We start from the raw sequence: 12,994 nt of genomic DNA on the forward strand, positions 1-12,994 counted from the left end.
GCCTATCTTTTTTTACCACACATTGGCTCAATCCTCACCACCTCTGGGTTTCAGGCTGGTTGTTACCCCCCCAGGGTTAGAAGAGAATATCGACTACTCAGATATTCCACCGCTGACGGATGAATTTTTTGAACGATCGACTTTACGTATTCCAGCAGATCAAGCCCACAACTTTGTTCAGCTTGCTCGAGATGTGAAACAGTGGTTTCAGGCTCAAGGAGAACAGTATAAAACTCTAATTAATAACGTTTTACGCCAATATAGAGAAAACAACAAAACTCAGCACATCGATCGAACTTTTGAAAAGTTCGATCGCCAATTTCCTACTTAACAAACAGCCACTACACCCAACTCTGTAATCGCCGCCTCCGGGCCCACCAAAGAAATATACGGTTCTACAAAATATTTCTTCGCAGCATCCCGCGCTTGTGAAGCTGTCACTTGTGCAATTTCTTCTTGAAATTGCTGGTCGAATTTAATCCCCAATCCCAAAATTTCGTACCAGCCTAAAACTTGGGCAATTTGCGAATTAGTTTGTTTTCCTAAAGCATATTGACCGAGCATTTTATTCTTGCAAGCTTGCAATTCTTCCTCGCTTAGTTCGGTGTTGGCGAGTCGATCGACTTCTGCGCGCAATCCTTCAAAGGCAGTCGCCGTATTTTCCGGCGCCGTACCCATGTACACGACAAACTGAGCCGTGTCTAAGCGCGTCGCGTAGAGCGCGGAAACGTCGTAAGCCAAGCCCCGCTTTTCCCGCAATTCCACAAACAACCGGCTCGACAAACCGTTACCCAAATAAGTATTGAGCAACTTAATCGCTGCGTAGTCGGGATTTTTGACAGAAGGTGCGAGGTAGCCCAGCATAATCACTGATTGCTGCGTATCTTGCGCCGTAACGACCGATTGAGGGGAGGGGGACAAGGGGGGGACGTTTAAAGTTGGTAAGGGTGTTAAAGGCGCTTTCCAGTCCCCAAAAGTTCGATCAATCAGGGCGAGCGCATCTTCGGTCGATATTCTGCCGGCTACAGCAATAACTACATTATCGGGACGGAAATAGGTTTTGTGGAACTGTTCGATCTCGTTTCTGGTGAGCTTTGACATAGTAGCTTCCGTGCCCAAGGGAGAGAAAGCATAGGGGTGTTCCTGGTACATCGAGTGCCGCAATTGCTCGAAGGCGATCGCAAATGGCTGTTCTTGTTGCGATCGAATTGCCGATATGGCAATGCGGCGTTCGAGTTCGACTTCAGCTTCCGGGAAAGTGGGCGATCGGGTCAATTGCGCCGCCAACTCCAAAATCTCCTCAAAATCTGCAGAAACTGTCTTCAAACTCACTAAAAAATAGTCTGTAGTAGAGTCGGCACTCAACCTCGCTCCCACCGATTCTACACGCTCGGCAATTTCCCGCGAAGACAGGCGATCGGTTCCCTTAGTCATTACCGCCGACAGCAAATGACACAATCCTGCTTGTTCCGGCTGCACGTAGCGACTGCCGGCCCGCAGGAATATCCTGGCTGCAATAATATCCGCTGCTGGATTTTCTGCTGCTAAGACAACAATACCGTTGTCTAAAACCGTGCGCTGGATTTCATTTTTCATGGTTAATTTAGTTGGGAACTTGTACTGAGAGTAGCTGAAGTATTGGTAATTGAAAATGGGTAATGGGTAATGGGTAATTGGTAATTGGTAATTACTTGATTGCCATTTTTCTATTTTCCATGCGGATCTTGTATGATGTCATACCGGGCAGGGCGTGACCCCCAACATCTAAATGTAACAACATCTATCGCGTAGGGTGTGCCACAAGCACAAAGAACCCCGGACAAATGCCGAACATCTCTCCGGTACCAAAAATATATGTATTTTCACCCGTTTACCAATTAGATTGGTTTGAGTACGACGGCCGTATAGCGTCGGGGAGAGAGATATTGTTGAGCCAGGCGCTGGAGGTCTAAGGGTCCAAATGCTTTAATCCTGGTGGGATAGCTGAGCGCTAATTCCGCAGTGGCGATCGTATTGTAATATCCGTAAAGACCGGCGAGCTGTCCCGGCGTTTCGAGCGAGAAAGCAAAATCGTTGCACAGCAAACGCTTACAGCGGAGCAATTCTACCTCGGAAACCGGCTCAGACTGCAATTGCCAAAGTCGATCGCAAATCCGAGATTCCACCTGTTCAATATCTTTCGCGTCCAAGACTGCACTTATAGTAAATAAACTCGATTCCCGTTGCAGCGAGAAAGTGCTGTCGATCGCCTCTACCAATTGTAATTCTTCCCGCAGTTCCCTGACTAAACGCGAAGTCCGCCCGTGTGCGAGCAACACCGACAGCAAATCCAAGCCGCAAGCACTTTGCAAATGTTCAACTCCCGGGCCCGTCCACGCCATCATCAGCCGCGCTTGTTCCAATCGGGGGAGACAGAGTTCCTGACGGCGAATTTCTATCAGTGGCGGTTCCGCCTCTGCGGTTAATTTGGGACAATCCCACCGATCGGAAAACTGCTCGAAAGCTTTCCCCGTAATATCTCTAGCCTGTTGTTCATCAATTCCCCCGACTACCACCACAGTCATATTTTCCGGCTGATAGTGCGATCGGTGGAAACAGCGCATTTCGTGGGGAGTTCGCGACATCAGCAGCTCTTCCGTGCCCAATACCGATCGCCTGTAGGGATGTCGCTGGTAAACTGTTTCCATCATGGCTTGGAAACCCAGCCAATCGGGATCGTCTTGAGCTTGACGGATTTCTTCGAGTACCACATCTCGCTCGCGATCGAATTCCAGATCGGGAATCGAAGCCCGCAGCAGCAATTCTGCCAGTGGCTGCGCTGTTTCTGCTAAATAATCAGCCGCAGCGTTGACGAAAAAATGCGCGTAGTCGTGACTTGTAGCTGCGTTGGCGACACCGCCGCGATTTTCGATTACCTGGTCAAATTCTCCAGGGGCGATCGAATCCGTCCCTTTAAATATCATGTGTTCTAGAAAATGAGCCATTCCCGACCAAGAATCCGGCTCCAGCGTAGCGCCAGCTTTCACCCACACGTCTAGCGCGACCACCGGTGTGGCCGAAATCCGCTGGTGAATGACCGTTAACCCATTATTCAGCTTCCAGACATTGGCTGGGAACTCTAAAGCAGTGAGCAGTTGAGACAAGCTAGTTATTCTTAAACTTTAGTTAACTTCGGCTGCAACTATGGTAGCGCTTTACAGCTATGCGATCGGGATTAATTGATACAGAAATAATCACTCATCTGCCATTCATCCTTACTCATCTGTTGTTTTTTGCTTTTTGCTTTTTTTCAAGCAGTCTCAAATACTTACCCTTTTTTTGCTCAAAAGTCAATAGGTTGCGCGGGATATTAATGAATCAGTCGGGAGAAAGAGGATGTTATCAGAATATATCAATACATTAAGAGATGTAAGAACACTAAAGACATTGAGAGGAGAAACGACAGATGGTAGCTACCTTAGAAGATACCAAGCGCCAAGCGATCGCCACTAAATTAGCAGACATGAAAGCGCTGCAAAACCTGTTGATCGCCAATGAGCAATTGTTCATCAATTCCTGCAACGACTCCGAACTAGCCCAGCGCTTCCGGGATATGCTCGAAGACGATCGCAAAAACTTGGGCGTATTAGAAACTACGATCGTGCAATACGGCATTCAAGCCGAGCCCAAAGAAACCAGCGCAAAAATGATTGAAGAAGTTCAGAAACTCATGGAAGGTTCTGAACTGACATTGTTTGAAAAAGTCACCCAGCACGAACTGCTCAAACACAAACAAACAATGGCCGGTTTGTTAATTCACAAAGCTGCTCAAGTAGTCGGCGCCGACATCGAAGCCGCCATTACTCCCCTCAACACAGTTAACTTTGAAAACCGCGCTCACCAAGAGCAACTCAAGGGAGTTATGGAAATCTTGGGCGTGCGCGAGCTGACCGGCAAAGACCCCGACCAAGGCGTTTGGGCTCGCGTACAAGATGCAATGGCAGCAATGACCGGCATCATCGGCGGTGCAGTTACCCGCAGCAAAGATGAGATGAACATCACCGAAATCATCTCAATGGATCACCGCAAAACCGATACCCTCTTTATGGAAATCGCAAGCACCGACGATCCTCAAAAACTGCAAGAATTCTTCGGTCAACTTTACAAAGACCTCAGCGTTCACGCCGAAGCCGAAGAACAAATTGTTTACCCAGCAATTCGCAGCTACTACAGCAACACTCAAGAACTGTACGACGAGCAAGCAGAAATGAAGCAAATGCTCGCCAAGATTAAGTCAATGAATCCCAGTTCTTCTGATTTCAAAGCCCAAATCAAACAGCTCCAAGCAGCGGTTCAAGATCACGTAAAAGAAGAAGAAAACGATATGTTCCCTCAAATTCGCCGCAACTTGAGCGAAGCACAAATGGAACAAATGGCTACTCAATTCAAAGCAGCCAAAAGCACCCTCCAGCAAGAAATGGCTAACCTGAGCTAATTCAGCAGCGAGCTAATTGTAGCTCTAGCTGAGCTCAAAACTAGCTAAACTGCAACCTATCAATCCCGCTACCCACGTAGCGGGATTACTCTTTTGTGTAAACTCACCAATGTTCAAAAACTAATATCAAATCTGTTATGGTAATCCTTGCAGGAGTCGTAATTTTTTTACCCCGCCCCATCCCTCCCCTTGGAAAGGGGAGGGAGTAAGAAATTCACAAATGATTTAGGATTGCTGCATCGGAATTATTCATCTATCTATTCTCTTCATGTGCGTGAATCAGCGTCAATCCCTTGTTATCTGCGGTTCAGCAATTCTTTTTTTTTTCCGCAGATGATGGCATATCAACACAGATTAACGCAGATTAATTGTATAAATTTCGCTTGCGCCGTCCGTGATTGTTGACCCTTCGGCCAAGCTGAGTGGGCATAGGTGTTGACTGGATTTTACGCCCGATGATACTAGCAAATTGAATATAACTAAAAAAATGAATAAACCCGCCCTAGGTAACGTGGTTGTGGGGGCGGGTTTATTTAGATTGTGAGTTATATTCAGAGATTGTGGGTGAAAGTCGCCCTCACAAAAGGCGGTTATTTCTATCTCAAGTCGCGACAAATCTATCCGTTAATCACAGATCCGCCGTTGGGATGCAAAATTTGACCAGTCATGTAAGACGAATCTTTTGAAGCTAAAAACACGAAACTGGGGGCAACTTCATCGGGTTGACCCGCGCGTCCCAATGCCGTGTCTGCACCAAATTTTTCCACTTTTTCTTCAGGGAAAGTTGCAGGAATTAGAGGGGTCCAAATCGGGCCGGGGGCGACTCCATTGACGCGAATTCCTTTCTCCGCTAAACTTTGAGACAAAGAGCGGGTAAAGGCAACAATTGCTCCTTTTGTGGAGGAGTAATCTAGTAATTGTTGATTGCCTTTATAGGCGGTGACAGAGGTAGTGTTGATAATTGCACTTCCCTCTTTGAGGTGTTTGAGAGCGGCTTTTGTGAGGTAAAACATTGAGAAAATGTTGGTACGGAAGGTGCGCTCTAATTGTTCGGCGGTGATGTCTTCAATGCTTTCTTGGGGATGCTGTTCGGCGGCGTTGTTGACGAGGATATCCAGGCTACCAAACTCTTTAACTGTTTGTTCTACAAGGTTTTGACAGACGTTTTCGTCGCCGATGTCGCCGGCGATCGCAATACAGCGCCGGCCTTGCTGTTCGATCGCCTCTTTGGTTTTTTTGGCATCATCATCTTCGTTAAGATAGCTGATGACCACGTTACCGCCTTCTTTGGCAAAGGCGATCGCCACTGCACGCCCGATACCGCTGTCTCCGCCGGTAATTAAGGCTACTTTGTCCCGCAATTTGTCGCTACCGCGATAGCCCTCCGCGAAGGACTGAGGTTGCGGAGTCATTTGTGATTCAATACCGGGTTGCTGGTCTTGATGTTGAGCCGGATTGGTTTGTTGTTGAGTTGGCATAACATATTCCTCTACGTTCTACCTCTATAAATAAAGGTTTTCTGGAACTAGGGAATCGCTCTTTTTGCCGATCGCGCTCTACCACTAAAGACAGTAATTAAAGAGATAAATAAACCTGCCTTCCGAACCCATGATTGTGGCGGGCTGTTTATATAAATTGTGAGTTTTCCTCAAAGATTGTCGGTAAAACCCGCCCCTTGGAGCATCGGGATATATTTGTTGTAGAGGCGGGTTTCACGAAAAATATTTCCGGTAATTAAAGAAATCGATAAACCCGCCCCGCCAGCCTCTAATTATTGTCAAAACAGCAAAAAGCACGCCAAAACATGATTTGACGTGCAGTTTAAACAAGCTAGTTGCTAATTGCTGAGTCTCGAACTAGAAACCCAACCTAACATTACTACCAGGCACCCGAAGGATGAGCGCCCAACAGTAATTCAGCGTCCTTCTTATTGAGACTGTTCTTTTCTAAAAACGATAGAACCAGCGCACTCGCCTGGCGTTCGATGTTGGAGTCAACAAAGCTGCTAACACCTGTACTCTGAGGTTCGAGCAAGCCATCGGCCTTAATGGTCTGTACCAGACCCGTCGCTGAACGTTCGGGGTTTGTCAACGGATCGGGACTAGGAATCGGTGTATCCGTACCCCCCCCAGTCACCGGATCGAGGCTGAGGCTACGAGCCACGAGGGTTGGTGTCGGTGCTGTCGTCGGTGCTGTCGTCGATGTTCCCGTCGGTGCTGTCGTCGATGTTCCCGTCGGTGCTGTCGTCGATGTTCCCGTCGGTGCTGTCGTCGATGTTCCCGCCGGTGCTGTCGTCGATGTTCCCGTCGGTGTTGCCGTCGGTACTGGCACCGGCACGATCGGCGTCACAAAGGCACTCGGCCCGGGCACGCTGAAAGTAACAGGGTTGGGCCCGGTAGGAACCGGGAACGGGTTGGGAACGTTTGGCTCGTTAAAAACTTCCAATACCGGGTAATTGCCAGGAGCTAAATTGGTGAACAGGGCAATACCGTTAGCATCACTCCTGACCAGAGGCTCCGTAGCAGCATCGTAGCGCCCGTTCCGGTTCACATCCAAGGTGAACGGGATGTTCTGCAAAGGAGGCTCGCCCGGATCTTGAAGGCCGTTGCGGTTGTCGTCCCGGAATTTGGGAACTGCCAAGTTAAAGAACTGGCCGTTGCCCACCAAAGCACAAGTAAACGTTTGGTTCGCGCCCAGAACGATGTCCAGTTGTTGAGTAGTTTGGAAAGAATTTGAAGGCGTGACTTCCCGGACTCGGTAAAGACCAGGGGTCAAATTGCCAAACTCCCAACGGCCGAACTGATCGCTGACGCTAGTGGTTTCTCCCGCATCGAGGGCGTTGTTACCGTTGCTGTCGAGGTAGATTGCGACCCCTGCGATCGGCGTTTCAAAGCCGTCTCGGTAGCCGTTGCCGTTCAAGTCTTGGAATTTGGTCCCGGTAATACGGCTGTTGGGGGTGTTGCCAAAGACGACGTTGGCATCTTGATTGGTGAGGTTGAACTGCACCCGAGCCGGAGTCGTAGCACTAAAACCACCTTGCGGCACTTCCCGAACCACATAATTGCCCGGTTGCACGTTGGTGAAAGCGGCACGTCCGTTGGCGTCAGTTACTCTCGACTGTTCCCCTGTGTCGAGGACGCCATTGTCGTTGGCATCAATGTAGGCCGTGACGCCTGCTATGGGGTTTTCCTGTGGAGTGTTGCCCGGTTCGTAACGACCGTTGGCGTTCTGATCGTTGTATTTTAAGAGCGTGATGTTGGGGAGCGTATTCCCGACAGCACCGGTGCCTGGATTTATCGGAATCGGGGTGAAGAAGACTGCGGGTTCCGGGTTGACCGGCGGGAACGGAGACGGAAGGTTCGCCGAAACGATCCGCTGGCCGCCTGGAACTGTTGGATCGGTCACTATGAAAGGCAGCGCTCCCTGCTGTCGCGATAGGGGCCCGGGGGCTGTGACTTCTACCGGGTTCGGGGTAGTGTTAATTGGCGGCTGGTTGGCTATGAATGTTTCAAAGGTTTCCAATACAGAGTAGCTGCCAGCTTTCAAATCTCTGAAGGTGGCCCTACCATCAGGGCCAGTTAACAGTCGCGGTTCGCCCGCGTCTGTTCTGCCGTTCCGGTTCAAATCGATGATGAAGGGGATGCCGGAGAGAGGAATTTCGCCTGCGTCTTGTATGCCGTTGGCGTTGTTGTCCCGGAATTTGAAGATCGAGGCTTCGTACAGGGGAGTGTTGCCCACTTGAGCGCTGGTCCAGATTTCGCCCTGGCGGAGGTTAACGTCAAGCAGGGAGATGTTGCCGGGGGGAGTGCTTTGGGGAAAATCTCTTTCTAACGGTTCAGTGCCAGGCCCGTTGGCGCGCTCTTCTCGAATCCGGTACAGCCCGGGCTGCAAATCGGTGAATCGGTACTCGCCGTTTCTATCGGTTAAGGTAGTGGGTTCCCCTGTATCTAGCTGACCGTTGTTGTTGGCATCGATATAGATTCTGACGTTTTGCATCGGGGGTTCACTCCCGTCTCGAAAGCCGTCGTTATCTACGTCGAGGTATTTGCAGCCAATAATCTGACCACCGGGCGGGATGGGAGTATTGCCGAACAACACTGTGGCATTAGTGCCCGTGAGGGTGACGACGACTGGGTTGGGAGTTGTCGGGCTGAATCTGGGTGGCGGGATTTCCCTGACAGTATAGGTGCCTGGAAGCAAGCCTGGAAATACGAAGTTTCCGCTGGCGTTAGTCAACGTCGAGGGTTCACCTGCCTCGGCAGTGCCGTTGTTATTGGTGTCAATAAAGATTTGGACGTTGGGGAGTCCCGGTTCGCCTGCATCTCGAATGCCGTTGGCATTCGCGTCATTGAACTTGGTACCCTGGATACCCGCAGGAGCGTTGCCAAAATTGATGATTGGCCCTGGCACGAATTGGGTTGCGGGTACAGGACGACTTACACCAGGTATCTGACTAGCTGTTAATTCTTCTGTCATGATTTTCTTTTCCTTCACACCTAAATCTACGTAAGCTACAGGCTACTGTATCACTTTGTCAATCAGCAGTTAGCTGCTGCTAGCGACTGACGATCGCTACTCAATCATACATACGTCTACGTTGCTCGAAGGTTCCTCATCTAACATCAGGCTTACTCCAGCTTTGTCGCACGAGATTATATCAGGTTTTGAATAGCTGTAGCAATTTGAGCGCAATATCTTCAAGATTTGCGCCCTGAGTTCTTCTGCCCCTGGACACTTGCTGTTTAGAGCTGGAACAACGTTAAGATTCACTGAACCTCGGTGACTTGAGCGACCTGGCCACGAGGGCGATCGCGCTTGGGGAATTGTCTGATAATTCCTAAAAACAGGTATGATACTGCCTCTGAATCTTGCTCCCCATATACAGGCCAGCTTTGGGCTTCCCGGAGATCGGCCTATGCCTTAGGGATTAACAACAATAGGGTATCACGCTAGCGCCCGATCTTCCCTTGTCAATCTCCGCTGTTTGGGATTCCCGGCCGGCTGTATCATTTTATAAACAATGCCGAAGTCTCCGACACTTGTCGTGCTAGGGAAGGAATCCCCCCATTAATTAATTCATTCTTATGGACTAATTGACCGATTTCTGCCTTCAGATTCAGACCGACATTCTGTTGCCCAAAGTTAGGAATATTGCCTAAATCCGCAACAGGTCGATCGACCAAAAAATCACTCATTCGATAACTATCACGACCCTCGCTCAAAAGCAAGCTATCCGCCCCCATATTACCCGCAGGTTCGGGTCCCGCATAGTTGCTGGCATCCGTCAGCAGGTCGCCATTCAAGGATTTAGCCGACCAACCCTCAGCATCTGGCGTCACCAAATCGATGCTGCTAGCCCGAATATCTGCCGAGACAACAACCACCGTAGGGGGAGTCGTTAGAATAAAACCGGGCGGCGGAACTTCGCGGACAACATAACTACCTACCGGAACGTTGCGGAAACTGTAATTGCCTTGAACATCGCTTAAGGTACTCGCTTCACCCGGATCTAAACTGCTGTTGTTGTTGAGGTCGATGTAAATTGGAGAGTTGGCGATCGGCGGTTCCCCAGGATCTAGGCGGCCGTTGGCGTTAACATCGTTAAATTTCACACCGCTGATCGTTCCCGTTACCAATACATTGCCAAAGCTGAGATTAGTGGCATTTGTGCCGTTGCCCACGATGATGGGAGTCGGATTTGGCGTGGTTTGTCGAAAACCGGGCTGCTGGACTTCCCTGACCAAATAGGTGCCTTGAGGCAAATTGATAAAAGAGAAATTACCTTGGGGGTTTGTTAAAGTCGAAGGTTCGTTGGGATCTGGGGCGCCATTGTTGTTGAGATCAAGGTAAATCGGCCAGTTGCCAACTCTCGGTTCCGTCGGTTCGTTGATACCGTTAGCGTTGAGGTCGTTGAACTTGAAGCCGCTGATGCTGCCGGTAGGAAAATTGTTGCCGAAACTGACGCCGACAGCGTTGGTAGTGCCGATTATGTCGATCGGGCCTGGATTTGGCGTAGTCTGTACCCATCCTGGTTGTTGGACTTCCCTCACCAAATACCGGCCCGGGGAAACATTCGCAAAAGTGTAGTTGCCTTGCGGGTTTGTGATGGTCGTGGGTTCGCCCGGGTCAACGCTGCCGTTGCCGTTGAGGTCGAGGTAAAGTTGCCAGTTGGTCAGAGGCGGGTCTGTCGCGTCTCTGACGCTGTTGGCATTGAGGTCGTTGAACTTGAAGCCGCTGATGCTGCCGACAAAAAAGATATTGCCAAAATTGATGTTGTTGACAGTGGCGTTAGAAGTAACGTTAACCGGGCCGGGGTCAGGCGTGGTTTGGCGAAAACCCGGTTGCTGGACTTCTCTCACCAAATATGTATTTGCGGGAATATTGACAAAAGCGTACTTGCCTTCAACGTTTGTAAAAGTAAAAGGTTCGCCGCCGTCGAGCCTGTTGTTGCGGTTGAGGTCGAGGTAAATTTGCCAGTTAGCTAGCCCTTGTTCCCCGGGATCGGGGCTGCTGTTGTTGTTGATGTCGTTGAATTTTGTGCCTGCGATCGTCCCTGCGTTGAAGTTGTTGCCAAAATTGATATTGCCAGCGTTTGTCCCGCTGGTAATCGTGATGGGTGAGGGATTTGGGGTAGTTTGGCGAAAGTTCGGCTGCTGGACTTCCCTAACTTGGTAAGTGCCCGGCGGCAGGTTGGCGAAGACGTAGTTGCCTACCTGGTTGGTGAGAGTCGAAGGTTCGTTAAACTCTGGCTGGCTGTTGTTGTTGAGGTCGAGGTAGATTTGCCAGTTGGGAATTGGGAATTCTTCAGGATCAGGGCGGCCGTTGGCGTTGAGGTCGTTGTATTTGGTGCCGCTGATGCTGCCGACTTGGAAGTTCCCGATGTTGACGTTGCCGATGTCTATTTGGCTGGCGGTTCTGGATTCGGACATGGTGTTGCTGGGGCCCAATGAACGCGGTTCAATGTTTTCTGTAGGGCAATCTAGCAGTTTTTTTGCCAATTGCAGCTATTTCAGGGGATAAATTATTTTTAGGAAAGGGAAGGGGAGAAAAGTTGTGAGTTTTGATTTAACTGGTTCGCAGGCATAGCAGGGAATCAGTTAATGCCTTATGCCCAATTCCCTATGCCGAAATTCCCAATTTTTTCCAGATTTGATGTACGATCGCTACCAGTTTTCCAGAGGTCGAATTCCCAATGTCCCAAAACTTGACAGCAAGCTGGAATGAAGCCCGCGAGGTTCCGAGTTTGCTCTTCGGCTGGAGTTTGTGCGGTTTATTGGCAATAGCCTCGATCGCCCCTACTCGTGTTGCGGCACAGCTACCTACCTCCGAACAAGGTAACATTAATAGCCCGATCGCTCAAACAGGTGCGATCGTCCGCCCCGCCATCAAATTGGGCAGCCGTGGCTCAGAAGTAATCGAACTCCAAGCTACTCTTAAATTATTGGGCTTTTACGCTGACACTGTAGACGGGATTTTCTCCCAAAGCACCGCTAGAGCTGTATCTCAGTTCCAGGAAGCAGCAGGCCTGGCTCCCGACGCCATAGTCGGTCAAGATACTTGGAACCGGCTGTTTCCTGCGACTCCGAGCGCGATCGAAAACCCCATCGCTAACGATCCTGTAAATGCCGACAACTCAGAGATTAACCCCCAAGCGCAGCCAACTAATTTTCCGGTTTTGAGAAGACGAATGCGGGGGGCGGCAGTCAGAGATTTGCAAGAACGGCTGCGGGCCAAGGGATTTTTGCGGGTGAGTGCTGACGGCGTGTTCGGTCCGGAAACTCAAGCTGCTGTCAAGGCGGCTCAGCGACAATATCAACTGCCAGCAGACGGCATTGTTGGTCGCGCAACTTGGGAAGCTCTGCTGCGTTGACAGCAAGCGAAAAGTGCCGGCTATGCACGTTGCGCGCTCTGGCGATCGTACAAATTGTTAATAATCGCTTTTGGAAGTATTTCATCACATCAAAAAGTGTCAAGTTTGGTAAACAAAGTGTTTTTATGCGCGCAGTTGGTGTTAACTTAAAAACATGAGGGGCAAAACCAAGAAGCACAAAAAACTTGGATAAAAAATTTGGAATTAGAGTATTTGTCCCGCTCGGCTCTAGTCCGCAGGCAACGCCTGAACCGTGTAGCTTATTAGCAAAGAAAGGTTGATATTGCGATCGCGATTTGTTAAATAGCTTGAGGCTATTGGATTAATCAAAAGTTGCGATCGCACAACAGTCAAACACAGAAGTCTGAATAGACTCCGCTGATAGCTAGCTCGTCTGCAGAGTAGTTGCAAAAAAGTCCACCTTAGTTGTAGTTGGCTGAAACTCAGCAGAGCTAAAAACCCACTTGAATCAACTTAATTTACAAACTTTTTAGGGTCTGGCATCCGATATGCTAGGTCCTAAAATTTTGTTGTTGGTTATTGGTTATTGGTTATATCATGTCCGGTCGATTAACCATGATATAATTAGGAGGAACACTACCCCCATCAAATAAAGAATGCCAAAACGAATTACGATCGCACCTCATCTG

8 protein-coding genes are annotated in these 12,994 nt (G+C 49.4%); 3 read left to right on the forward strand and 5 right to left on the reverse strand.

Translation table 11 applies throughout. The features are described 5' to 3' along the window. Positions 1–4: 4 nt before the first annotated feature. Positions 5–331, forward strand: coding sequence for a BrnA antitoxin family protein (locus QUA47_RS28175; RefSeq protein WP_333433213.1), 327 nt, complete (start codon positions 5–7; stop codon positions 329–331). On the opposite strand, the gene QUA47_RS28180 is transcribed toward QUA47_RS28175, so the two are convergent. Both QUA47_RS28180 and QUA47_RS28185 read right to left on the reverse strand, forming a co-directional pair. Further along, positions 328–1,596 (reverse strand): pitrilysin family protein, encoded by a 1,269-nt coding sequence (locus QUA47_RS28180; RefSeq protein WP_333433207.1) that lies wholly within the window; start codon positions 1,594–1,596, stop codon positions 328–330. The genes QUA47_RS28175 and QUA47_RS28180 overlap by 4 nt on opposite strands. Positions 1,597–1,877: 281 nt before the next feature. Further along, positions 1,878–3,143: a pitrilysin family protein gene (locus tag QUA47_RS28185; protein WP_333403937.1), complete on the reverse strand. Its 1,266-nt coding sequence runs from the start codon at positions 3,141–3,143 to the stop codon at positions 1,878–1,880. Between the two features lie 302 nt (positions 3,144–3,445). On the opposite strand from QUA47_RS28185, the gene QUA47_RS28190 reads away from it, so the two are divergent. Continuing rightward, positions 3,446–4,474 (forward strand): hemerythrin domain-containing protein, encoded by a 1,029-nt coding sequence (locus QUA47_RS28190; RefSeq protein WP_333433208.1) that lies wholly within the window; start codon positions 3,446–3,448, stop codon positions 4,472–4,474. A gap of 617 nt (positions 4,475–5,091) precedes the next feature. On the opposite strand, the gene QUA47_RS28195 is transcribed toward QUA47_RS28190, so the two are convergent. The 3 genes from QUA47_RS28195 to QUA47_RS28205 all read right to left on the reverse strand — a co-directional run bounded on the left by QUA47_RS28195 (position 5,092) and on the right by QUA47_RS28205 (position 11,472). Then, positions 5,092–5,952, reverse strand: coding sequence for an SDR family oxidoreductase (locus QUA47_RS28195; protein ID WP_333433209.1), 861 nt, complete (start codon positions 5,950–5,952; stop codon positions 5,092–5,094). A 400-nt stretch (positions 5,953–6,352) separates the two neighbouring features. Further along, positions 6,353–8,950, reverse strand: coding sequence for an SdrD B-like domain-containing protein (locus QUA47_RS28200; protein ID WP_333433210.1), 2,598 nt, complete (start codon positions 8,948–8,950; stop codon positions 6,353–6,355). Between the two features lie 530 nt (positions 8,951–9,480). Next, complete coding sequence (locus QUA47_RS28205) at positions 9,481–11,472, reverse strand: SdrD B-like domain-containing protein (RefSeq protein ID WP_333433211.1); 1,992 nt, start codon at positions 11,470–11,472, stop codon at positions 9,481–9,483. Between the two features lie 194 nt (positions 11,473–11,666). Between QUA47_RS28205 and QUA47_RS28210 the strand changes: the two genes are divergently transcribed. Further along, entirely contained in the window at positions 11,667–12,344 is a 678-nt protein-coding gene (locus QUA47_RS28210; protein WP_333433212.1) for a peptidoglycan-binding protein, read from the forward strand. The last annotated feature ends 650 nt before the right edge of the window (positions 12,345–12,994 follow it).

The organism is Microcoleus sp. MON2_D5 (genome assembly GCF_036701905.1).
Lineage (GTDB): Bacteria > Cyanobacteriota > Cyanobacteriia > Cyanobacteriales > Microcoleaceae > Microcoleus.

Excerpts from the sequence above, each read along its gene's own strand:
- QUA47_RS28180 (WP_333433207.1), bottom strand. The coding sequence starts at position 1,596 with ATGAAAAATGAAATCCAGCGCACGGTTTTAGACAACGGTATTGTTGTC.
- QUA47_RS28190 (WP_333433208.1), top strand. The coding sequence starts at position 3,446 with ATGGTAGCTACCTTAGAAGATACCAAGCGCCAAGCGATCGCCACTAAA.
- QUA47_RS28195 (WP_333433209.1), bottom strand. The coding sequence starts at position 5,952 with ATGCCAACTCAACAACAAACCAATCCGGCTCAACATCAAGACCAGCAA.
- QUA47_RS28200 (WP_333433210.1), bottom strand. The coding sequence starts at position 8,950 with ATGACAGAAGAATTAACAGCTAGTCAGATACCTGGTGTAAGTCGTCCT.
- QUA47_RS28210 (WP_333433212.1), top strand. The coding sequence starts at position 11,667 with ATGTCCCAAAACTTGACAGCAAGCTGGAATGAAGCCCGCGAGGTTCCG.